The 22,469-nt window shown below is 61.2% G+C and carries 21 protein-coding genes and 1 pseudogene; 17 read left to right on the top strand and 5 right to left on the bottom strand.

The features are described from left to right. Positions 1–212: 212 nt before the first annotated feature. The 3 genes from pgsA (at position 213) to CUJ84_RS06265 (ending at position 1,720) form a co-directional block, all read left to right on the top strand. Positions 213–803, top strand: a complete 591-nt coding sequence (gene pgsA / locus CUJ84_RS06280; protein ID WP_003547103.1) for a CDP-diacylglycerol--glycerol-3-phosphate 3-phosphatidyltransferase — start codon at positions 213–215, stop codon at positions 801–803. Further along, complete coding sequence (gene moaD, locus CUJ84_RS06275; protein WP_012756855.1) at positions 800–1,054, top strand: molybdopterin converting factor subunit 1; 255 nt, start codon at positions 800–802, stop codon at positions 1,052–1,054. The genes pgsA and moaD overlap by 4 nt, the downstream gene beginning before the upstream one ends. Before the next feature lie 204 nt (positions 1,055–1,258). Further along, positions 1,259–1,720, top strand: a complete 462-nt coding sequence (locus CUJ84_RS06265; RefSeq protein WP_105005600.1) for a molybdenum cofactor biosynthesis protein MoaE — start codon at positions 1,259–1,261, stop codon at positions 1,718–1,720. 1 nt (position 1,721) lies between these two features. Here the strand turns inward: CUJ84_RS06265 and CUJ84_RS06260 are convergent, their stop codons facing one another. Next, positions 1,722–2,618, bottom strand: coding sequence for a branched-chain amino acid ABC transporter permease (locus tag CUJ84_RS06260; protein ID WP_105005599.1), 897 nt, complete (start codon positions 2,616–2,618; stop codon positions 1,722–1,724). Between the two features lie 64 nt (positions 2,619–2,682). On the opposite strand from CUJ84_RS06260, the gene CUJ84_RS06255 reads away from it, so the two are divergent. Together CUJ84_RS06255 and CUJ84_RS06250 are read left to right on the top strand one after the other, a co-directional pair. Next, complete coding sequence (locus CUJ84_RS06255; protein ID WP_105005598.1) at positions 2,683–3,228, top strand: CGNR zinc finger domain-containing protein; 546 nt, start codon at positions 2,683–2,685, stop codon at positions 3,226–3,228. Next, positions 3,225–3,728 (top strand): hypothetical protein, encoded by a 504-nt coding sequence (locus CUJ84_RS06250; RefSeq protein ID WP_105005597.1) that lies wholly within the window; start codon positions 3,225–3,227, stop codon positions 3,726–3,728. Before CUJ84_RS06255 ends, CUJ84_RS06250 begins: the two co-directional genes overlap by 4 nt. Before the next feature lie 84 nt (positions 3,729–3,812). On the opposite strand, the gene ndk is transcribed toward CUJ84_RS06250, so the two are convergent. Continuing rightward, the gene (gene ndk, locus CUJ84_RS06245; protein WP_003547097.1) at positions 3,813–4,235 is read right to left on the bottom strand and encodes a nucleoside-diphosphate kinase; all 423 of its coding nucleotides are present in this window, start codon (positions 4,233–4,235) and stop codon (positions 3,813–3,815) included. Positions 4,236–4,316: 81 nt separating this feature from the next. Continuing rightward, positions 4,317–5,006 carry a glutathione S-transferase family protein gene (locus CUJ84_RS06240; RefSeq protein ID WP_105005596.1) on the bottom strand — a complete coding sequence of 230 codons (690 nt, stop codon included), beginning with the start codon at positions 5,004–5,006 and terminating at the stop codon, positions 4,317–4,319. Between the two features lie 139 nt (positions 5,007–5,145). Here CUJ84_RS06240 and CUJ84_RS06235 point away from each other — a divergent pair. The 7 genes and pseudogenes from CUJ84_RS06235 to CUJ84_RS06205 all read left to right on the top strand — a co-directional run bounded on the left by CUJ84_RS06235 (position 5,146) and on the right by CUJ84_RS06205 (position 13,680). Next, positions 5,146–5,648, top strand: a pseudogene (locus CUJ84_RS06235) (DinB family protein). 211 nt (positions 5,649–5,859) lie between these two features. Further along, positions 5,860–6,909, top strand: coding sequence for a GGDEF domain-containing protein (locus CUJ84_RS06230; protein WP_105005595.1), 1,050 nt, complete (start codon positions 5,860–5,862; stop codon positions 6,907–6,909). Positions 6,910–7,011: 102 nt separating this feature from the next. Continuing rightward, positions 7,012–8,895: an ABC-F family ATP-binding cassette domain-containing protein gene (locus tag CUJ84_RS06225; RefSeq protein ID WP_105005594.1), complete on the top strand. Its 1,884-nt coding sequence runs from the start codon at positions 7,012–7,014 to the stop codon at positions 8,893–8,895. A 128-nt stretch (positions 8,896–9,023) separates the two neighbouring features. Beyond that, positions 9,024–9,869 (top strand): polysaccharide deacetylase family protein, encoded by an 846-nt coding sequence (locus CUJ84_RS06220; protein ID WP_105005593.1) that lies wholly within the window; start codon positions 9,024–9,026, stop codon positions 9,867–9,869. A gap of 167 nt (positions 9,870–10,036) precedes the next feature. Continuing rightward, entirely contained in the window at positions 10,037–12,079 is a 2,043-nt protein-coding gene (locus tag CUJ84_RS06215; RefSeq protein ID WP_105005592.1) for a prolyl oligopeptidase family serine peptidase, read from the top strand. 98 nt (positions 12,080–12,177) lie between these two features. Beyond that, positions 12,178–13,104 (top strand): Gfo/Idh/MocA family protein, encoded by a 927-nt coding sequence (locus CUJ84_RS06210; protein ID WP_105005591.1) that lies wholly within the window; start codon positions 12,178–12,180, stop codon positions 13,102–13,104. A gap of 72 nt (positions 13,105–13,176) precedes the next feature. Next, positions 13,177–13,680 carry a hypothetical protein gene (locus CUJ84_RS06205; RefSeq protein ID WP_105005590.1) on the top strand — a complete coding sequence of 168 codons (504 nt, stop codon included), beginning with the start codon at positions 13,177–13,179 and terminating at the stop codon, positions 13,678–13,680. Between the two features lie 116 nt (positions 13,681–13,796). On the opposite strand, the gene CUJ84_RS06200 is transcribed toward CUJ84_RS06205, so the two are convergent. Both CUJ84_RS06200 and CUJ84_RS06195 read right to left on the bottom strand, forming a co-directional pair. Continuing rightward, complete coding sequence (locus CUJ84_RS06200; protein WP_105005589.1) at positions 13,797–14,246, bottom strand: DNA polymerase III subunit chi; 450 nt, start codon at positions 14,244–14,246, stop codon at positions 13,797–13,799. Further along, positions 14,246–15,736, bottom strand: a complete 1,491-nt coding sequence (locus CUJ84_RS06195) for a leucyl aminopeptidase (protein ID WP_105005588.1) — start codon at positions 15,734–15,736, stop codon at positions 14,246–14,248. Before CUJ84_RS06195 ends, CUJ84_RS06200 begins: the two co-directional genes overlap by 1 nt. A gap of 144 nt (positions 15,737–15,880) precedes the next feature. Between CUJ84_RS06195 and CUJ84_RS06190 the strand changes: the two genes are divergently transcribed. From CUJ84_RS06190 to CUJ84_RS06170, 5 genes are all read left to right on the top strand, one after another. Next, entirely contained in the window at positions 15,881–16,654 is a 774-nt protein-coding gene (locus CUJ84_RS06190; protein WP_105005587.1) for a phosphatase PAP2 family protein, read from the top strand. Between the two features lie 100 nt (positions 16,655–16,754). After that, a complete protein-coding gene (lptF, locus tag CUJ84_RS06185; protein ID WP_105008101.1) occupies positions 16,755–17,927 on the top strand; it encodes an LPS export ABC transporter permease LptF in 1,173 nt (390 codons plus the stop codon). Continuing rightward, entirely contained in the window at positions 17,924–19,012 is a 1,089-nt protein-coding gene (lptG, locus tag CUJ84_RS06180) for an LPS export ABC transporter permease LptG (protein ID WP_105005586.1), read from the top strand. Before lptF ends, lptG begins: the two co-directional genes overlap by 4 nt. Further along, entirely contained in the window at positions 19,012–21,339 is a 2,328-nt protein-coding gene (locus CUJ84_RS06175; RefSeq protein WP_105005585.1) for an LPS-assembly protein LptD, read from the top strand. The genes lptG and CUJ84_RS06175 overlap by 1 nt, the downstream gene beginning before the upstream one ends. Positions 21,340–21,523: 184 nt before the next feature. After that, entirely contained in the window at positions 21,524–22,468 is a 945-nt protein-coding gene (locus CUJ84_RS06170) for a peptidylprolyl isomerase (RefSeq protein ID WP_105005584.1), read from the top strand. Position 22,469 lies beyond the last annotated feature (1 nt).

The following is a 22,469-nucleotide window of genomic DNA, read 5'->3' as shown; positions in this document are numbered from 1 at the left end:
GCGTCCGTCGCAAATTCCACGCAAAGGCGGTGAAAAGACAGAAAGAATGTTGACGGTCCGCAGCCAAAGCCGTCATCTACCGCATCGGCCCGAAAATCGGAATCGACTTTCGGAAAGCTCGATGCGGATATTCTAAAGTGTTACAGCGTCCTTTGCGCGCCTGAAAAGACGCGCGGCGCTGTAGCGGCGCATCAATTCAGAGAAACGATCCCATGGCATCGCGTGCGTACAGCATTCCCAATCTTCTGACCTACGGCCGCATCCTCGCCGTACCGCTGATCGTTCTCTGCTTCTTCATCGAGGGCAGGCTGTCGATCAGCAACACGGCGCGTTGGGTGGCGCTGTGGATCTTCGTCATCGCCTCGCTCACCGATTTCCTCGACGGCTATCTCGCACGCATCTGGAACCAGACGTCGAATATCGGCCGCATGCTCGATCCGATCGCCGACAAGCTGCTGGTCGCTTCGATCCTTCTTCTGGTCGCGGCCGACCAGACGATCGCCGGCTGGTCGATCTGGGCGGCGATCACCATTCTCTGCCGCGAGATCCTCGTTTCGGGACTGCGCGAATATCTGGCGGCGCTGAAGGTCAGCGTACCGGTGACGCGGATCGCCAAGTGGAAGACGACGCTGCAGCTCGTCGCCATCGCCTTCCTGCTCGCCGGCCCGGCCGGCGACGAGATTTTCCCCTATACGACGCAGACGGGCATCGCGCTGCTGTGGATCGCGGCGCTGCTGACGATCTATACCGGCTACGATTATTTCCGCGCCGGGGTGAAACATATCGTGGATGACGAGGAATGACGCGGCTTGTCTATTTCGCCTGGGTGCGCGAGCGCATCGGCAAGGGAGAGGAAGAGATCGACCTCCCCTCCTCCGTCGTCACCGTTGCCGATCTCTTGAATCATTTGAAGACGCTGGGCGAAGAATATGAGACCGCACTTCAATATCCCGACGTGATCCGCGTGGCGCTCGATATGGAGCATGTCGAACATGACGAGCCGATATCAGGGGCGAAAGAGATCGGTATATTTCCGCCGATGACGGGTGGGTGACGTGACCGGGATGAGGTTGGGCGCGGCATATTCCTCTCTCTTCTCCCCAGCGGGGAGAAGGTGGCCCGAAGGGTCGGATGAGGGGGCCGCTGCGGCAGATACCGGCCTTCGCTTGCGCTCAGTGCGTTCGCGGCTTTCGCCGCTCACCCCCCTCATCTGTCCTTCGGACATCTTCTCCCCGCTGGGGAGAAGAGGGAGGTTTCGGTGACCGTCCCCCCCACCATCCGCGTCCAGCATGAGGACTTCGACCTGCAGACCGAGGTCGATCGCCTCTCCAAAGGCAAATCCGGGATCGGCGCCGTCGTCACCTTTTCTGGCCTCTGCCGCGATGAAGGCGGCACGCTGGCGGCCCTCGAACTCGAGTATTATCCCGGCATGGCCGAAGCGGAGATGCGGCGCATCGGCGATCTTGCCATCGCGCGTTTCGGACTTCTCGGGCTGACCGCCATCCACCGCTACGGGAAGATCGCAGCCGGCGAGAACATCGTGCTCGTCGTCGCAGCCGCACCGCACCGGCAGGCGGCGTTCGACGGCGCGAATTTCGTCATGGACTTCCTGAAGACTGCGGCCCCCTTCTGGAAGAAGGAGCACAGCAAGGACGGCGCCTCCGGCGACTGGGTCGCGGCCAAAGACGCCGACGATGCAGCGCGCGACAAGTGGAAGTAAATTAGAGAACCACGCGCTCCCTGCGGCTCATGACCAGGAGCAGGACGAGCAGCGAGAAGATGACGAGATCCCGCCAGACGAAGGGGCCGTAAGCGCCCCACATGGTTTCGACGACGGCAAGCCCGGCAGCGCCGCCTGCCGAGCGCAACGGATCGGAATAGCCGCCGACGGCTGCGATCAGCAGCACCTTCAGCCCGAACATCAGGCCGGAACCGAAATCCATCGAGCCGTAATAGAAAGTGGCGAGGATGCCGCAGATGGTGGCGACAAGCGCCCCGGCCGCATAGGCAACGAGGAAGACGCGGTCGGCGCTGGTGCCGCAGAGCTCGGCGGCCAGCGGATCATCGGTGACGGCGCGCCAGACGCGGCCCCAGGCCGTGCGCCTGAGGATCAGCGTACCAACTGCAACGATCACGCACATCAGCGCCGTGTTGATCAGCTGGATATGGGTGAGCGTCACTTTGAACAGGCCGTCGCTCCAGAAGACGACCGTGTCGTTCAGGAATGGCGGCAACCAGATGGCTCTCGTATTGGCGGCAAGCCGGGCGGTCTCCATCAGCACGATCATGATGCCGAGGGCGGCAACGATGACCGTATTCGGCGATTTGTTGACCAGCGGCAGCATGATCGAGCGGCCGATCCATAGGCCCGCCGCCAGCGAATAGACGATGGAAGCGCAGGCACCGACGGCAAGTGCGGCCGGCAGCACCAGCCAAAACCTGACATAGGCGAGTTCGGTGAAGAGCAGCAGGATCTGGCCCGCGAAGGCGAAGATCGCCCCATAGGTGATGTCGGCCCGCTTCGTCACGCCGAAGGCTACGGCATAACCGAACGCGAGCGCGGCATAGAGGGCGGCCAGCGGAACCGCATTCGCCAGCTGCTGCAGAAGATAGGCCATTCCAGACACTCCGCTCACCAAAATTATAACTGGTAAAACCTAATTCGCTAGTTATAATTTCATTATGAGCTTTTCCTGGACCCCTCACCGGTTTGCCGGCGGCGCGCTGGCGCTCGATGTCGCCAACAGCGTCGTTTTGCGTCACGATGCAACGCGGCGGATCGACCGCTTCGCGGTTGGGGATCAGATGCGGAGCTTTCCGCGGGCCGCTGCCGAATTCTGCGCTGAGCGTGCCCTCTTCGGCGACATCGCGCCGGTGGCGGCGGAAAACCAGACGGGTTTCATCGCGCTACGGGAAGCGATCGACCTCTATTTCCGCAAGCGTATACTGAATGGCGGCGACGACCAATTGCTCGCCAGCCTGCTGGAAGCGTTGGCGAAGGCGTTGCACGAAGCAAGCCCCGGCAGCCTGGCCGCGGCGACCGCCCATTCGGCGCTGCGGCTGATCGCCATGCCTGATCCCCAACGCATGAAGATCTGCGGCAATTGCGGCTGGCTGTTCATCGACCGCAGCAAGAACAGGAGCCGGGCCTGGTGCGACATGGCGGTCTGCGGCAACCGCGCCAAGGCGAACCGGCACTATCGCCGCAAGAAGGAGGAGACGCCATGAGGAAATATATGATCGTAACGGTGGCAGCAGCCGGCCTTCTGCTTGCCGGCTGTCAACGCCAGGCTGAAAATCTGGTCGAGGTCACCGGTCATCTCTTCGTCTTCAACTATCGGGTGGCGAGCGCCACCTATCTGCTGACGCTGAAGAAGACAGGGCCTATCCCCGACGGTTCGGTCATCATCGCCGAATTTGAAAATCCGCAAGGCGGCGATCCGCTGGTGCTGAACCAGAAAATCTACCCGATCGACGACAAGATCGCGCTGCAGAGCGAAAAACTGCACTGCGTGCGCAAGGACCGCCCCTATTCCGTGAGTGTCCGGCTGGTCGACAAGGACGGCAAGGTGCTGCAGGAATTGAAGACGCAGTTCCGGTCCGACCTCGACCAGACCGTCCTGCCGAGCAAGCCGCTCGTACTCGGCGCGCTTTATGAAAAGAACCCGGAGGTCTTCAAGCCTGACGGCACCGTCGATTTCTCGAATACCGACAAATGCCCTGCATAGAGAAATGCATAGAAAAAGCCGGAGCAAGGCCCCGGCTTTCGAGAGTCAATTCAAGGCATTGCCAGCGAATGCCGAAGCGTGGCCTCAGCCGACGATTTCGGTATCGGAGAACCAGTACTTGATTTCCTGGGCAGCCGTTTCAGGAGCATCCGAACCGTGAACGGAGTTTTCGCCGATCGACAGAGCGTGAACCTTGCGGATCGTGCCTTCGTCAGCGTTTGCCGGGTTGGTCGCTCCCATGATCTCGCGGTTCTTGAGGATCGCGCCTTCGCCTTCCAGCACCTGAACGATGGTCGGGCCGGAGGTCATGCCTTCGACCAGTTCGCCGAAGAAGGGACGATCCTTGTGAACAGCGTAGAAGCCTTCGGCTTCGCGACGGCTCATCCAGACGCGCTTGGAAGCGACGACACGCAGGCCGGCATCTTCGAGCATCTTGGTGATGGCGCCCGTCAGGTTGCGCTTCGTTGCGTCCGGCTTGATCATCGAGAAGGTGCGTTCAATCGCCATAGTCAAATCCTCTGTTTTCTCGGGAAAAGTGGGCGGTCTTTACCCGCCCCAACGCCCGAAAACAAGAGGTAGGCGGCAATTTCACGCCGCTGTCACAGTCCTGCCGCGGCTTTGGTGAAGATCGAGGCAGCGTTCGAACCAGGTCATGACGGGATCGTCGGCGGCCAGCATGGCGAGGCCCGCGGAGACACGCAGCCATTGCAGCGCGCCGAAGACGATATAGTCGGCAAAGAGCGGTGTCTGCCCGCCGATGAAGGGTTGGAACTTCAGCATGTGCCGCAGCGGCTCCAGCTTGGCGCCGAAGGTGGCCTTCTCCGCCTCGCTGTCGGCGGCAACCACTTCCAGCGGCTTGCCGAGCCGAGCCTCCCGGCTTTGACGGAAATAGGCCTTGTCGTCCTCATCGAGGTTGGCATGGATATCAAGAAGAGCGATGCGCATGATCGCCGGATGGATGATCATCTGCGAATAGCCTTCCACCATCCGCGACAGCGCCTTGCCGCCCTCGCCGTTGAACAGCGACGGCCGCTCGGGATAGGCCTCCTCCAGATAAAGGGCGATGTCGAAACTGTCGGGGACCAGTCGGCCATTGTCTTCGAGAACGGGCACGATCGACGAGACGCCGCCGCCGATCGCGCGGATGCCGGCGTAGGTCGTCGGAATCTCCTCGAAATCGAGCCCCTTATGCGCCAGCGCCATCACCGCCTTCCAGCAATGGGGCGAAAAGAAGCGCCGCTCGTCGGCGCCGCAGAGGGAATAGAGGGCTCTGGTCATAACAGTCCTTTCGAGATCGCGGCTCCATCCATTCCACGACAGAAAGCGGCTGCGATCAAATCAGGAAATTTCATGGGCGCATCACTGCGATTTCCGGGAAAAGTGGCTAGACCGCTGCCACCAATCCGGGAGGGACTGAATGCTCAGACATTACAGGATGTTCGCCGCCTATAATCGCTGGGCCAACATGCAAGTTTATGCGGCCGCGGCCGAACTCAGCGATGCAGAATTCCGCAACGACCGCGGCGCCTTCTTCGGCTCACTGCATCGCACGCTCAACCATTTGATCGTCGCCGACCGGATATGGATGAAGCGCTTCAGCGGCACCGGCGAAGCGCCGACGACACTCGATGCCGTGCTCTTCGAAGATCGGGATGCGCTTGCCGCCGCCCGCAAAGCAGAGGACGAGCGCATCATTGCCTGGACAGGTATGCTGGACGAGGCGGCGCTTGCCGCCAACTTCACCTATGTAACAGTGGTACAGCCGGTCGAGATCACCCAGCCTCTGTCGTCGGCGCTCGCGCATTTCTTCAACCACCAGACCCATCATCGCGGCACATGACGCTGACGGCGCTCGGCAAGCCGAGCCTCATGCTTGATCTCATCTACTTCCTGCGCAGCGAGGGCCGTGAATGGATGTGAGGCCCGATCCGAATTGGAAAGTGAGAACATGATGTCATCCGGAAAACCGCTCACACTTTTCGGCATCATGCTCCGGCCATCAAGACTGAATTAACCGCCTTTGCCGGTTCTGCCGCCGATCCAAGGCTTCCCCGTTGAAAATTCAGCCTCTCTTAAACGCTTGCGGGCATAGCGTGACGTGAGAGATGAGGCCGGGCTGCGAGGGATCGTCATGCAGAATGCAAGCGCAAACGCATTGGTGCCGCGCGAGGCTGCGCGCGCTGCGCCGATGGCGGATATTCAGAAGATCGCCCAGCACATGGCGCGCCTCAACGTCGCGGCACTCCCGCGCAACTACGAGCTCTTTCACGAGGCGATCGTCGGGCTCAATGCCGGCCTTGCGCAAGATATCGCGGCACTCGGGTCCCAGCCGCAGCAGCCGATGCTCGACGAACTCGGCCTGAAATACCGCCTCGTCGGCCATTGCGGGCTGGCGGGCGAGACATCCCGAAACGAGGCGAGCCGGATGCTGCGCGACGTGGCGGAAAGACTTGCCGAAGGGCTGAGGCACAAGAGCGCCTTTGCGCGCGCCTGCGGCACGATCCTGAAATCCGTTTCCGGCCATGACGACCAAAGCCTTGCCGCCTTCCTCAGCGAGGTCGATTATCTCACTGCCTCGCTTTCGACCGTTCTTGCCGCGGAGTTGGAAATCGGCGCGAAGCTGCAGGACGATATCAAGACGCTGGAAACCCTGGAACGCGGCATTTCGGCGATGCAATCGGCCGCGATCGCCGACAGGATCACCGGACTTCCGAACCGCATCGCGCTGAACCGGACGATCGCCGATCTCTACAAGCGCGAAGAAGGTGCCGCCGGCAGCGCGCTGATCATGGTCGATATCGACAACTTCACCGATCTCAACGACAAATACGGCACCCAGGCCGGCAACAAGCTCCTGAAGAAGCTCGCCGGCCTGTTCAGCAAGTCGGTCAAGAAAAACGATTTCGTCGCTCGCACCGAGGCTGACGAATTCGCCCTGTTGTTTTCCAATGTCGGCATGCAGGATGCGATTGCTATTGCCGAGCGCCTGCGCGCCTCCGTCGAGGACAATCTGGTCTTCGCGACATCCGACAAGGCCGATCCCGGCAGGCTCACCATCTCGATCGGCGTGGCGCTCAGCACCGATGCGGCAACTCCGGGACAGTTGCAGGCCAATGCCCGCGTGGCGCTTCTCGCCGCGCAGTCGAACCCCCGACTGCCGGTGCAGGCTTTCGGCCGCTAGATCCGGCCGGAGGTCCGAAAACCACTCCCGCTTTTGGGCATCATGCTCCAGGACTGACAAGCGCTCTTGCCTTGGCGGGCGCTTTCGGCCAAAACGCCGGCCATGATCACGCTCACCGATATTTCCGCCCGCATCGCCGGGCGCCTGCTTCTCGACAATGCCAGCGTTTCGCTGCCTTCAGGCACGAAGGCAGGGCTCGTCGGGCGTAATGGCGCCGGCAAGTCCACGCTTTTTCGAGTCATCACCGGCGATCTCGGCTCGGAGAGCGGAACGGTGTCGATCCCGAAGGCCGCACGCATCGGCCAGGTGGCGCAGGAAGCGCCGGCGACCGAGGACGCGCTGATCGAGATCGTGCTTGCCGCGGACAAGGAACGCACCGCCCTCGTTGCCGAGGCGGAAACGGCGACCGATCCGCACCGCATCGCCGAGATCCAGATGCGCCTTGTCGATATCGACGCGCATTCGGCCGAAGCGCGCGCGGCGAGCATTCTTGCCGGCCTCGGCTTCGACAAGGAGGCGCAGGCCCGCCCCGCCTCCTCCTTCTCCGGCGGCTGGCGCATGCGCGTTGCCCTTGCCGCCGTGCTGTTTTCCGAGCCGGATCTGCTTCTGCTCGACGAGCCGACCAACTATCTCGACCTCGAAGGCACGCTGTGGCTGGAAGACTATGTCCGCCGCTATCCGCACACCGTCATCATCATCAGCCACGATCGCGACCTTCTGAACAACGCGGTCAATGCGATCGTCCATCTCGACCAGAAGAAGCTGACCTTCTATCGCGGCGGTTACGACCAGTTCGAGCGACAGAAGGCGGAAGCCGACGAGCTGCAGACGAAGGCCAAGGCCAAGAACGACGCGGCGCGCAAACATCTGCAGGGCTTCATCGACCGCTTCAAGGCCAAGGCTTCCAAGGCCCGTCAGGCACAATCGCGCGTCAAGGCGCTGGAGCGCATGGGAACGGTCGCCGCGGTGATCGAGGCCCACGTACAGCCGATCACTTTTCCCGAGCCGGAAAAGCAGCCGGCTTCGCCGATCGTCGCGATCCAGAGCGGCGCCGTCGGCTACGAGCCCGGCAATCCGATCCTGAAGAACCTCAATCTGCGCATCGACAATGACGACCGCATCGCCCTGCTCGGCTCGAACGGCAACGGCAAATCGACCTTCGCCAAATTCATCTCCGGCCGGCTCGCGCCGGAAAGCGGTGAGGTAAAGATCGCACCGAGCCTGAAGATCGGCTTCTTCGCACAGCACCAGCTCGACGACCTCATTCCCGAGCAATCGCCGGTGGAGCATGTGCGCCGCCTGATGCCCGGCGCGCCGGAAGCCAAGGTGCGCGCCCGCGTCGCCCAGATGGGGCTTGCGACCGAGAAGATGGCAACGGCCGCCAAGGATCTTTCCGGCGGCGAAAAAGCCCGCTTGCTGATGGGGCTTGCCGCCTTCAATGCGCCTAATCTGCTGATCCTCGACGAGCCGACCAACCACCTCGACATCGACAGCCGCCGCGCGCTGATCGAGGCGCTGAACGATTACGAGGGCGCCGTCATCCTGATCTCGCACGATCGTCACCTGATCGAGGCGACGGTCGATCGGCTGTGGCTGGTCAATGCCGGCACGGTGACGATCTTCGAAGGCGATATGGACGAGTATCGCGACCTGATCGTCAGTTCCGGTAAAAAAAAAGAAGAAAAGCCGCAGCTAGTTGAAGACGCGACGTCGAAGGCCGACCAGCGCAAGCTCAATGCCGAACGTCGCGCCTCGCTGACGCCGCTCAGGAAAAAGATCAACGAAATCGAATCCTTGACGGCGAAGCTGGAGAAACAGATTCAGGCGCTTGACGCGGAACTTGCGGATCCGGCCCTTTACGAGAAGGCGCCTGCCAAGGCCGCTGAGAAGGCAAAGCAGCGTGGCGAGGCTGCGGCGAAACTGGCAGCCGCCGAGGAAGACTGGCTGATGCTGTCGGCCGAATATGAAGAAGCGATGGCGGGATAGCCACAGGTCTCATCGAAAGCGTGGCGAAGTGCCGTGCATCAACGCAATTTCGGACATTATCAACCGATCGTTAACCATAATCCGAAAGGTTGTCTCAACATTCGTTACCGATTTGTTGAGCCCTTTCCATGTATCGTCTTTTCGTTCTGTCCTGCATGGCCCTCACGGCCGCCCTCGCCGCCTGCAGCACCACCAGACAATCCGCTCCTGACACATCGATCAAGACCTCCTCGGTGATCGCACCCGAAGAGCGAAAACTTGCCTATGCCGGCGACGATGCGCCGCCGCGCCTAACCGGCTGGCACCATCTGGCCGGACGGACGCTGGAGGTCTCCTCGCTCGCCGATCTCAAGCTGCAGGACAAGGAGGTGATCCTCAGCTTCGACGATGGCCCGATCCCCGGCCGGACCGACAAGGTGCTGGCAATCCTCGACGAATTCGGCGTCAAGGGCGCATTCATGATGGTCGGCGAGATGGCCGAGATGCATCCGGCGCTCGCCCGCAAGGTCGCCCAGGACGGCAACACGATCGGCAGCCACACCTATGACCACGCCAACCTCGCTTCGCTGAGTTTCGACGCAGCGATGGCCGAGGTGATCAAGGGCGAATTGGCGGTGACCAAGGCGACCGGAACCGATGTCTCCTTCTTCCGTTTCCCTTATCTTGCCGAGAGCCACAGGCTGCGCGCCGCGGTCGCCATGCGCGACATGGTGGTCATGGATGTCGATATCGACAGCAAGGACTACTTCACCACGACGCCGGTCTCCATAACGCAGCGGACGATGAACCTCTTGCACAAGCGTGGCCGCGGCATCATCCTGATGCATGACATCCACAAACGCACGGCAACGATGCTACCAACCCTGCTCTCGAAACTCGAAGCCGAAGGCTACAAGGTGGTGACGCTGAAATTCAAGAAGACTGAGGTGCCGAACACCGTCGTCGCCTCGGCCGATTTCGTGACGACCCGTTAGCGCATTGGCCCGAAAATCGAAATCGATTTTCGGGCCAATGCTTAGATTCAAAGTGTTACAGCGTCCTTCGCGCGCCTGAAGAGACGCGCGGCGCTGTAAGGCGGGTTGCCAAGTCGGGACCGGCTGCCTAGATCTGTCCGACGTCAATGGAAGCAGGCAGGTCAGATATGAACCTTCATCTCGAAACGGACGACGATCCGCGCACCCGCCAGTTCATCGACGAGCACAACGCGCTTTCCGACGCGGCACTGAGAACACCGCAATTTGCTGAAGATCGCGACGCGATCAAGGCGCTGATCGAGCGGCAGGACAGGCTGATCGTTCCAATGCGCCGAGGCGAGTGGCTGTTCGATTTCCGGCAGAGCAAGGACAACCCTCTCGGCGTCTGGCTCCGCCTTCCGGCAGACCAGGAGCCGCTGCCCGATGCCGCCTGGGAGCCGGTCTTCGATCTCGACGCCTTCTGCGTGAGGGAAGGCAAGCGCTGGAACTGGCGCGGCGCCGTCACCTGCCCATGGGAACCAACGCGGGTGCTGCTCACGCTTTCGGACGGCGGCTCCGACCTTCTCCGCCTGCTCGAATTCGATGCCGAGCGGAAACAGATCGTCGAGGGCGGCGTCGATACGCCGGCCGCACGATCGCATGCCACTTGGCTGAGCCGCGACGAAATCTGCTATTTCGGCTCCATCGACCGATTTTCGGCGACCCGTTCCGGGTGGCCGCGGGTCGGGCGGCGATTGAAGCGCGGTCAGCGACCGGAAGACGCCGTCGTCATGTTCGAAGCAGCAGACGAGGACGTCTACGGCTTCAATCTCGTCATCGACCCTGCCCTATCAGGCGCTTCGGCGGATCATGGATTGATCGACATTTTCGTCGCCGCCCACGAGATCGGCGTGGCCAGCGCTTTCCTGACCGCCAACGACGGGACGCGGCAGCGCATCGATCTGCCTCAGGAGGCCGATTTCCAGTTCAATCGTGATCATTGCCTTTGGCGGGCAAAGACCGATGAGCGCGTTGCGACCGGCAGCCTCGTGCTGCAACGCTTCGATCCCGCCTCGGAGACGGCCCCGCTCGGGTCGGAGCGGATCCTGTTTCAGCCTGCCGCGGGCCAGTCCGTCTCGCAGATGATGCTGATGCGCGAGTGGTGCGTCTTCCTCATCTCCGATCGGCTGCGTCCGCGTCTCATGGTGCTGGACCTGACAAGGCCCGATGCCGAGCAGCGCGAGATCGCGTTGCCGGCTGACATGCAGACGGCTCATTTCAGGCCGCTCCATGCGGATCTGCATCTTGGCGACGATACGCTCTACATCGTCGGCCAGGGCTTCCTGCAGCCTCCGGCCTGTTACCGCCTCGAGCTGTCGGATCGCGACAAGCAGGCCGAACCGATTTTCGTCGCCACAGCGCCGAGCTATTTCGATGCGACCGATATGTCTTCCGAACTGCTGGAGGCCGTTTCCGAGGACGGAACGAAGGTTGCTTACCGGCTGGTCCTGCCGAAGCAGTGGACCAAGGGCGCGCTGCCTGTACTGCTTTACGGCTATGGCGGTTTCGATGTTTCGCTATCGCCGAACTATTCCGGCGTGACAGGACGCTGGCTGGAGCAAGGCGGCGCCTATGTGCAGGCCTATATCCGCGGCGGCGGCGAATTCGGGCCCGACTGGTATCGCAGCGCCAAGCGGCAGGGGCGAGACCGGGCGTTTGCCGATTTCGTCGCCATCGCCCGCGATCTCGTCGCCCGCGGCTATACCGTGCCGTCGCGGATCGCCTGCCAAGGCGGCAGCAATGGCGGTCTGCTGACCGGCGTGATGCTGACGCGCTATCCCGATGATTTCGGCGCCGTCTGGTGCCAGGTGCCGGTCCTCGACATGACACGCTTCCACCTGTTCAGCGCAGGGCAAGCCTGGATGGACGAATACGGCGACCCGGAGACACCGGTGGACCGGGATTTCATGCTCGGCTATTCGCCGCTTCACAATGTCAGGCCGGCGACCGAGGTCACCTATCCGCCGATCTATGTCGAAAGCTCCGCCAATGACGACCGCGTGCATCCCTCGCATGCGCGCCGCTTTGCCGCGCGGCTGGAGGAAGAAGGACACCGGCCACTCTTCCATGAATTCGGCTCCGGCGGGCATGGCGGCGACGGCAATTCCGAAGAGCGCGCCGCCCGCACAGCGATGGGTTACAGCTTCCTTCGCCAAACCATCATCCGCTAGGATGCGATAGAATGGAGGAGGACAGCTTGTCGGCGCGCCTCTTTCTGATACAAACACGTCAATAATCATACTTTTCATACAGGCTCGAGCGAAACACCATGTCTCCTATCAATCTCGCCATCGTCGGCGTCGGCAAGATCGTCCGCGACCAGCACCTTCCCTCCATCGCCAAGAACCCGGATTTCGCGCTCGTCGCCACGGCAAGCCGCCACGGCACGGTCGAAGGCGTCAAGAGCTATACGACGATCGAAGCGATGCTCGACGCCGAGCCCTCGATCGATGCCGTTTCGCTCTGCATGCCGCCGCAATACCGCTACGAGGCAGCCTATAAGGCGCTCGTCGCCGGCAAACACGTCTTCCTGGAAAAGCCGCCCGGCGCCACGCTGAGCGAAGTGGCCGATCTCGAAGCGCTGGCGAGCAAGCAGGGTGCGTCGCTCTTTGCCAGCTGGCATTCGCGCTACGCGCCGGCCGTCGAGGCGGCCAAGACGTTTCTTGCCTCGACAACGATCAAAAGCGTGCACGTGATCTGGAAGGAGGATGTCCGCCACTGGCATCCGAATCAGGAATGGATCTGGCAGGCCGGCGGTCTCGGCGTTTTCGATCCCGGCATCAACGCGCTGTCGATCGTCACCCATATCCTGCCGCGGCCGATCTTCATCACCGAGGCCGTGCTCGAATTTCCCGAGAATCGCGATGCCCCGATCGCGGCCGACATTCACTTCCGCAATGCCGACGGCCTGCCGGTTCACGCCGAATTCGACTGGCTCCAGACCGGCAAGCAAAGCTGGGACATCGTCGCGGAGACGGCAGCCGGCCAGATGGTGCTCGCCGAGGGCGGCGCCAAGCTTTTGATCGACGGCGCGCTGAGGTTCGCCGAGCCGGAGCAGGAATATCCTTCGCTCTACCGTCGCTTCGCCGAAATCATCAAGGCCGGCAAATCGGATGTCGACCTCGCGCCGCTACGCCACGTCGCCGACGCCTTCATGCTCGGCAAGCGGAAGTTCGTCGACGCGTTCCACGACTGAGGGTCGTAATAACGTCATAGAAACCGGCAAGATTTGCCGGCCTATGGCAACAGTGTTCGGGGGCAGCCGCTCATGAGCAACAAAATCCGCCGCAAGGGCCGATTTTTCCGCGTGTTGAAGATTGGCATCCTTGTGGTGCCGCTTCTCGGCCTTGCAGCATGTTCGGGCGAACAGGTCGTCATGCCTCCCGATGCACCGGGCGTTTCCCGATCCGAGGAATATTCCTTCGGATCTGCGACCCAGGCCCAGGATTGGCAGGCCACCAAAAGGGTGCTGGACCAACTGGAAGGGCGGTTCGGAGAGAAATCCGTGCGTATCCTGGCGCGCAATCTAGCCAGCACCACCAACCCGCAGAACATCAAGGCTTATTATGCCGAACGCCTTGTCCATCAAGCCGGCTGGGCGGAAATGCCGGTCAGCACCTTTGCCGACAGCGCGTGGGCATTCGCTTTCGTCAGTCCGAATGGAAAGCGGGTTTTGGCCGTGGAGGCGCTCAATCCGTCGGAAGGTGCGGGAGGGATCGTCCCCCTCAACATCCTGACGAACCTCGACGAGGACAAAGGGTCGAAGGGATAACGGCTTCCGCCGGCGGGTGAGAACGACGTTAGAAGGCTTCATGCAACATTCAAAGTATTACGGAGTCTTGGCGCGTCTGAAAAGACGCGCCGGGCCGTAGTGTCGTAGCGAAACGCTCAGGCCTTCTTCTCCCACCGCCCCTCTGACGTCTGCTGCCAATAGGTGAGGTTATGCCCCTCGCCTTTCAGCTTCTTCCATTGCGCACGGGCGGCTTCCAGCTGCTCCTGGTCGTGACCGTCGAACATGAAGACGATGCGCTCATAGGCATCGGCCGGCGGCGGCTCGGCACCGTCGACGATGAAACGCACGGTCGCCGCATTGGCATTGCCTGATGTCACCGTCAAAAGCACTGGCTGGCTTTCGGCAAAATCCGCCTCGTCGGTGCCGTGCGGCAGGAAGCTCTCCTCACGGAAAGTCCAAAGATGCTGATCGAGAGCATCACGCCGTGCCGGCTCGCGTGTCTGAACGGCAACGCGCCAGCCGCGCTCGACGCTTTTGTCGATGAGCGGCGGAAGCGCGTCCTCCAGCCTGGTTTCGGTCAGATGATAGAAGAGAACGTCGGTCATCAGGATTCATAATGGGCGCGAACGAGCTCGTCGAGCAGGCGCACGCCGAAGCCGGAACCCCAGGACTGGTTGATCTCGTCCTGCGGCGAGCCCATCGCCGTGCCGGCAATATCGAGATGCGCCCAGGGCGTCTCCTGCACGAAGCGCTTGAGGAAATGCGCGGCGGTGATCGAGCCGGCCTGTCGCCCGCCGGTGTTTTTCATATCGGCGAACTTGCTGTCGATCAGCTTGTCGTAGTCCCTGCCGAGCGGCATGCGCCAAAGCTTCTCATTGCTCGAAAGGCCGGCTGCCGTCAGTTGGGCGGAAAGCTGGTCGTCATTGGAGAACAGGCCGGCATGCACATTGCCGAGCGCCACGACGATCGCCCCGGTCAGCGTGGCGAGATTGATCATGAACTGCGGCTTGAAGCGGTCGTTGCAGTACCAGAGCGCATCGCAGAGCACGAGGCGGCCCTCGGCATCGGTGTTGATCACCTCGATCGTCTGGCCGGACATCGACGTGACGATGTCGCCCGGACGCTGGGCGTTACCGTCAGGCATGTTCTCGACCAGGCCGATGATGCCGACCGCGTTGACGGCGGCCTTGCGGGAAGCGAGCACATGCATGAGGCCGGTGACGGCTGCCGCACCGCCCATATCGCCCTTCATGTCCTCCATGCCGGCGGCCGGCTTGATCGAAATGCCGCCGGTATCGAAGACGACACCCTTGCCGATGAAGGCGACGGGACGATCCTTGCCCTTGCCGCCCTTCCACTGCATGACCGCCAGGCGCGGCGGGCGCACGGAGCCCTGGGCGACGCCGAGAAGGGCGCCCATGCCAAGACGGCGCATCTCCCGTTCGGTCAGGATTTCCACTTCGACGCCGAGCTTTTCCAGCTCCTTCGCCTTGGCGGCGAACTCGACGGGACCGAGCACGTTCGGCGGTTCGTTGACGAGGTCACGGGCAAGATTGACGCCGCCGGCGATCGCTTCGGAATCGGAAAACGCCTTCTTGGCACCAGCCGGATCGGCGGTGACGATCGTCACCTTGACGGATTTCGCCGGTTTTTCCTCCTCGTCACCCTTCTTCGTCTTGTAGGTATCGAAGCTATAGGCGCGCAGCAGCATGCCGAGCGCGAAGTCGGCGGCAGCCCGGGCGCTCGTCTCGAGCCCGGGCACGTCGATGAAGACAGCGGCCTTATCGGTATTCTTGATTCTCGATGCCGCGGCACCGCCAGCCTTCAGCCAGTCATGGGCGGTGAGTTCGGCAACCTTGCCCAGCCCAATGACGACGATGCGGTCGACGGACGCGCCTTCGGGGGCGACAATATCGAGCGCGCCCATGGATTTCGCGGAGAATCGGGCGATCCTGGCAGCCTTGGCGATTACGCCTGCCGGGTCGACTGTTTCGGCACCGGCAGCGCTGTCGGCCTCTGCAGTCTTCAACAGGATCGCCAGTCCGCCACTGAGCTTTGCCGACTTCGAGAATGAAATTTCCATCTTTACTGACATGTCTTCTCCGCTGGGATTCTTTGAAATCCGTCCCTGGCGGATAATTTCGCGTTTGGCGGGTCTGTCAATGGCTTGCGACAATTGTTATGGTCGCCCGCAGCCATCACGGCCCTCATGTTTTCGTCAGTTTCGTAGATATTCGCGTTGACAGTTTTTTCGAAAAATCGATGGCGGGACCTCGCAATCCGCCTGCCGAAAACGACTTTCGGTGCATTCATGCTGCTGTTTTGGACGTGGTGGGCGCTGCTTGCCGTCTTCCGCGCTTTCCCCGAAATAGACATCTATTTTTCCCAGCTTTTTTTCGTAAGCGCAGATTGCGACGCGGCTGCCGCCGCTGGGAGCATCTGCGGCAGCTTTCCCTATCGCGAGGTCGCTGCCTTCGACCTGCTGCGCACCCTCTTCTTCCGCTTGCCCTATGTGGTGGCGATCGTGATGCTGTGGAAATTCGCCGAATGCTACCAGCAGCATGGCGCGACCTTCAACGCCGAGCGGGCGCAGAAGCTCAAGGTCGCGCTCGGAACGCTGCTGATCGGACCGGTGCTGCTCGTCAATGTCGTCCTGAAGGAGCATTGGGGCCGGCCGCGGCCGATACAGACGGACATTTTCGGCGGTGCACTGCATTTCGCCGAGGCAGGTTCGCTTGCCGGAAAATGCGTTTCGAACTGCTCGTTCATATCAGGCGAGGCAGCAGGCGCCGGCTGGCTCTTCTGCCTTCTGCTCTTCGTTCCGAAATCCCTGCGTTATACGCTGGCGGCGCCCCTGGCGGCGATCTCGATCCTCACCCCCGCGATGCGGCTATCCTTCGGCGCGCACTATCTTTCCGACGTCGTTCTTGGATGGCTTTCGTCGCTTGTCGTCTTCGCCGCGTTGCTGGCGTTAACTGAGTCGCAACAGCATCAAAAAAATTCTGAAATTTGAATGAATTTTTGACACCAGCTTGTCGCAAAAGCGCGACAAAGAGCGTAGAGGGATTCTCCTGCAAAGCCGTTTGGGCGTGCAGGTGCTTTCAAGGGCAGGCATGAAACTACTCGAGACATACATATTGCGGCGCGTCGGCCAGATGTTTCTCGTGGCGCTCCTGCCCGTTCTGGCGATCATTTGGACGACTCAGGTTCTGCAGCGCATCAATCTGGTTACCGACAGTGGCCAGTCGATCGGCTCGTTCGCCAAGCTCGCGACGATGATCCTGCCGTCGATCATTCCCGTGGTACTGCCCTTCGCCCTCGTTATCGCGATCACCCAGACGCTGACGACGATGAACAACGATTCCGAGTTGACCGTCATCGACGCAGCCGGGGCCCGGCGCAGCGTGCTGATCCGCCCGATTCTGCTGCTTGCCGCCGTCATCAGCGTTTTTTCCTTCTTCGTCGACAACGTCGTCGAGCCGCGCGCAAAAACCGTCGTGCGCCAGATGATCGCCGAGACCTATGCTGACCTCCTCTCTTCGGTGATCGAAGAAAAGACCTTCCGCAAGCTTGATGAAGGCCTCTACGTGCAGATCTCGCAGCGGATGGCCGGCCGCATGCTGAAGGGCCTTTTTGTCGCCGACGAGCGCGATCCGGCCTACGAACTGATCTATTATGCGAAGGAAGGCGCCGTCGACGATACGGGCACGACGCTGATCATGCATGAAGGCGAAGTGCACCGCAAAACGCCCGATGGCAACGTCTCGGTCATCAATTTCGATTCCTATTCCTTCGACCTCTCGGACATGACGGAGAGTCGCGGTCAGGCGACGTTGCGCGCCAGCGACCGTGACCTGTGGTTCCTGTTCAATCCAGATCCGGCCGACAAGGATTATACGATCCGGCCGCAGAGCTACCGTGCCGAACTGCACCGCCGGCTGACGGATTGGATCCTGCCCGTCGTCTTTGCACTGTTTTCACTGGCGATCGCCGGCGATGCGCGCTCGCACCGCGAAGCGCGGCTGCATCCGATGGTGAGCGCGCTTGCCTATGCCTTCGCCATGCGATGGGCGGCCTTCTACGCGGCCAATCAGATCGACACCGACCCTGAATATATCGCCGTCCTCTACGCCATCCCGATCATCAGCAGCATCGTCTCGATCGTCTTCCTCGGCCTGCACAAACGACTGGCCATACCTTCGTTCCTTCGGGACCGGATGTCGTCTTTCTGGAGACGGATGCAGGAAAGGCTGCTTGCGGCTACCGGCAGGGATGCGGCCCAATGATGTTCGGGACATTGTCGCGTTATTTCTTTCGCCGCTACCTGGTGACGATGGGCTGGTTCCTGATCGGCGTCTCGGCGATTTCTTTCCTCCTCGATTTCAGCGAGACGGCGGGCCGCATGTCCGGCCTGCCCGGCTACACGATCGGCGGCGGCATCCTGATGACCGCCGTGCGCCTGCCGCTCATCCTGCAGCAGACAGTCCCCTTCATCGCGCTGTTCGTCGGCATGACGGTGCTGATCGGACTCAACCGCAAATATGAGCTCGTCGTCACGCGCGCAGCCGGCATTTCGGTCTGGCAGTTCATGTTCCCCTTCATCGCCGGCTCGCTGCTGCTCGGCCTGCTGACGATGGCGGCGCTCAACCCGCTTGCGGCCTGGGGACAGCGCCAGGCACTGCTGGTCGAATCCGACTGGCGCGGCGAGAACGCGGTTCTGCGCAAGGCCCCGCAGATTCCGTGGCTGCGGCAGATCAGTGGCCGGGACGATGTCATCATCGGCGCCCAGACGGTCCAGGATAACGGAACCAAGCTGATCGACGCCGTGCTGATCCATTTCGATTCAAGGGGTCAGGTCATTCTGAGACAGGACGCGGCCACCGCAAAATTGGAAGATGGTTACTGGCAACTTAACAACGTTGTCGAGCGTAAGCCTGGCGAAATCCCGGTGCGTAAAGCTTCGGTTCAACTTCGCACCAATCTGAAACAGGACTTCGTCCAGGAGCGGCTGACAGCGCCGGAAACAATTGGTTTCTTTGACCTTTCCAACCGGATTGCGGCGGCCAAATCCTTCGGCATCTCGACCAAGGCGCTGGAGACGCAATTCAACTCCCTGTTGTCCCAGCCATTGCTGCTGGTGGCCATGACTTTCATAGCCGCAACAGTGTCCCTAAAATTTAGCCGGTTCAACCAATCCCGCTCCGTGATTCTGGGTGGCATCCTTTCGGGCTTCATGCTTTATGTCATCACCGTGCTTGTAAAGGCATTCGGAAGCAGTGGAGTCGTGCCTCCCTTCGTGGCGACGTGGATACCGGTGGTCGTCGCGCTGGCCTTGGGTGCGACTATTCTGCTTCATCAGGAGGACGGCTAGTGGCGGCAGGCGACCGCAAGTATTTTAGTAAACAGTTGGTTGCCCTGCTTGTCGGTGCGGCTTTATGTTCCTATTTCGGCAGCGTCCCGGCCTCCTACGGCCAGGCCAGCGCGCCCGAACAAAATATCGAGAAGAAGATTCCCGAAGGCGCGAAGCTTCTGCTTTCGGCCAATGAACTCGTCTATAACCGTGACGCCGACCTGGTGTCGGCGGTCGGCGGCGTGCAGATCAACTATGGCGGCTATAAAATGGTCGCGCAGAAGGTCGAGTACAATCAGAAGACCGGCCGGATGACGGCGCTCGGCAATGTCGAGCTCGTCAGCCCCGACGGCAACCGTATCTATGCCGACAACCTTGACGTGACCGACAATTTTGCCGACGGGTTCCTGAACTCGTTGCGCATCGAGACCGCCGACAACACGCGTATCGTTGCCGAATCCGGCCAGCGCGTCGGCGGCACGATGATGATTCTCAACAAGGGCGTTTACACCGCCTGCCTTCCCTGCGCCGAAGATCCGAAGCGCGCGCCTTTCTGGCAGGTCAAGGCCAAACGCGTGATCCAGAACGGCGTGACGCACACGATCCGTCTGGAGAGTGCACGCTTCGAGCTGCTGGGTTATCCCATAGCCTTCCTGCCTTTCATTGAGGTTCCCGACAATACGGTGAAGCGCAAGTCGGGCTTTCTCTTCCCGACGATGAGCCTGTCGCAGAATCTCGGCTTCGGTCTTTCCGTTCCTTATTATTATGTGATCTCGCCAAGCATGGACGCGACGGTCACCGCCACGGGCTATACCGCCCAGGGTTTCCTCATCGAAGGCGAATTTCGCCAACGCTTCGAAAATGGCACGCATATTCTGCGCGTCGCCGGCATCGACCAGGCAAAGCCGGGCAACTTCAGCTCCGGCACCAGCGATGCCGAAGCCGGCCAGCGTGGCATGGTGGCATCGAAGGCCGAATTCCGCATCAATCCGCGCTGGACGTTCGGCTGGGACGTCATGATGCAGAGCGACAACAATTTCTCGAAAACGTACAAGCTGCGGGGCTTGACCGGTACGGATCGCACCAACCAGATCTACCTGACAGGGCTCGGGAAACGCAATTATTTCGACATGCGGGCGTTCTATTTCGACGTCCAGGATGCCGATCGGACGAATACCGCTGAAAAGCAGCAGGCGATCGTCTATCCGTCGCTCGACTATCACTATGTGGCGCCGCAGCCGCTTGCCGGCGGCGAGCTTTCTGCGGATGTCAACCTCACGAATATTTCGCGCACGCATGATGACTTCTATACCGTCGACGGCTTCGACCGTTTCCGCGGCCTGAAGGGCCAGACTTCGCGCCTGACCGCCGAGCTGCAGTGGAAGCGCACCTACGTCACGCCGACCGGCCTGGTGATCACGCCGTTGCTGGCCGCGCGCGGCGATGCCTTCGCGCTGAACATGGATGACCCCACGGGCTACACCGGCAACTACGTCGACGGCAATTCCGCCACCCGCTCGATGTTCACAGCCGGCCTGGAGATGCGTTATCCGATCCTGATGACGACGGATAACAGCACCCATATCCTCGAGCCGATCGCACAAATCTATGCCCGCCCCGACGAGCAACTGGCAGGCCGCCTGCCGAACGAGGATGCACAAAGCTTCGTCTTCGACGCCACCTCGCTGTTCGACCGCGACAAGTTCTCGGGCTACGACAGGATCGAAGGCGGTACCCGCGCCAATATCGGCGTTCAGTATACCGGTACATTCGACAGCGGTTACAAGCTGCACGGCATCTTTGGCCAATCCTATCAGATCGCCGGCCAGAACTCGTTTGCGACCGATGACCTCGTCAATGTCGGCGCGGATTCGGGCCTTGAAACCGACCGCTCCGATTATGTCGGCCTTGGCGGCGTCGAAACACCGTACGGCGTTTCCGTCGCAGCCTCCTACCGACTCGACGAAAAAGATTTCGAATTCCGCCGCGGCGATCTGACGACGGCCTACCAGAACGACACCTTCTCGACGCAGCTGACCTACACTCATCTCAGCGCCCAGCCGGCATATGGCTTCGCCGAGGACAATGACGAGATCCAGACCAACAGCCGCGTCAAGTTCAAGGATTACTGGTCGATTTTCGGCGGCATTGCCTGGGATCTGAACAATGATGTGATCAGCCGGCGGACGATCGGCCTCTCTTATGACGACGAATGCACGATCTTCACGATCGCCTATACGGACAGCAGAGATTCTGACGACGAGTCGGGAAGCGACTGGACGATCGGCGCACGGCTGACCTTCCGCACGCTCGGCGACATCAAGATCGGCACCGACACCCTGGAATGACGGACGGACGGCGCAAAGATGGGCTGAAGCCATTCTTTCGCCGTAAGCCTGTGCAGGACATTGCCGCCAGTCGATATCTGAGGCATAGGGGTTTCGCGCCGTGACGGAAGCGATTTCCGCGTGTCTCGCACTGTGGTAAGAACGCCGCGAACAACGTCTCGCGACGCTATCGGGAGGTCAACAGATGATTGACGCGAAAAAAGCCATAACCAAGTTCCTCGCCGGGGCAGCGCTTGCATTGCTGACGGGCCTTGCCGGTCCAGCGCTTGCGGCCAGTGAGGTCAAGGCCGTGGTGAACGGCACGGCCATCACCAGCGGCGATGTCGCCAAGCGCCAGGCCTTCCTGCGCCTGCAGCATACGAAGGCCGATGCCAAGACCGCCGAGGAGCAGTTGATCGACGAGGCGCTCAAGCGGCAGGAAGTCACCCGCGTCCATATGTCGGTTTCGCAGCAGGACGTCGATGCGTCTTTCGCGCGCTTTTCGAGCGGCAACAAGCTTTCCCCTGAGCAGATGTCGCAGATCCTCGATCGTGCCGGCGTCGGCGTCGATCATTTCAAGGGTTTCATCGCCGTGCAGATGAGCTGGCCGCGTGTCGTCAACGCCCGCTACGGCTCGACCTCGCGGCTGTCGAACTATGATCTCGTCTCGCGCATGATGCAGAACAACAAGCAGAAGCCGGTGACGACGGAATATATGCTGCAGCAGGTCATCTTCGTCATTCCGCAAGCCAAGCGCGGCGCCATCACCGGCAAGCGCAAGGGCGAGGCCGAGGCGTCGCGCTCCAAATTTCCGGGCTGCGATCAGGCAAAGGTGTTTGCTGCGACGATGCGCGACGTTTCCGTGCGCGATCTCGGCCGCATGCTCGCCCCCGAGATCCCGCCGGATTGGAAGCCGCTGGTCGAGCAGGCCAAGGGCAACACGACAGGGACCCGCGTCACCGACAAGGGCGTCGAATATCTGGCAATCTGCAGCCAGCGGCAGGTCTCCGACGATCAGGCCGCCGAAATGGTCTTCCGCCAGGAAGATCTCGACAAGTCCAAGGGCGGCAAGGACGCCAGCCCGGAAAACGAAAACAGCAAGAAATACCTGGATGAACTGCGCAAAAAGGCGCAGATCGCCTATCGCTGAC

This window comes from Rhizobium leguminosarum, from assembly GCF_002953715.1.
Classification (GTDB): Bacteria; Pseudomonadota; Alphaproteobacteria; order Rhizobiales; family Rhizobiaceae; genus Rhizobium; species Rhizobium leguminosarum_V.
Note: the sequence above shows the minus strand (reverse complement) of the source record. Positions and strands in the feature narration are given on the sequence as shown.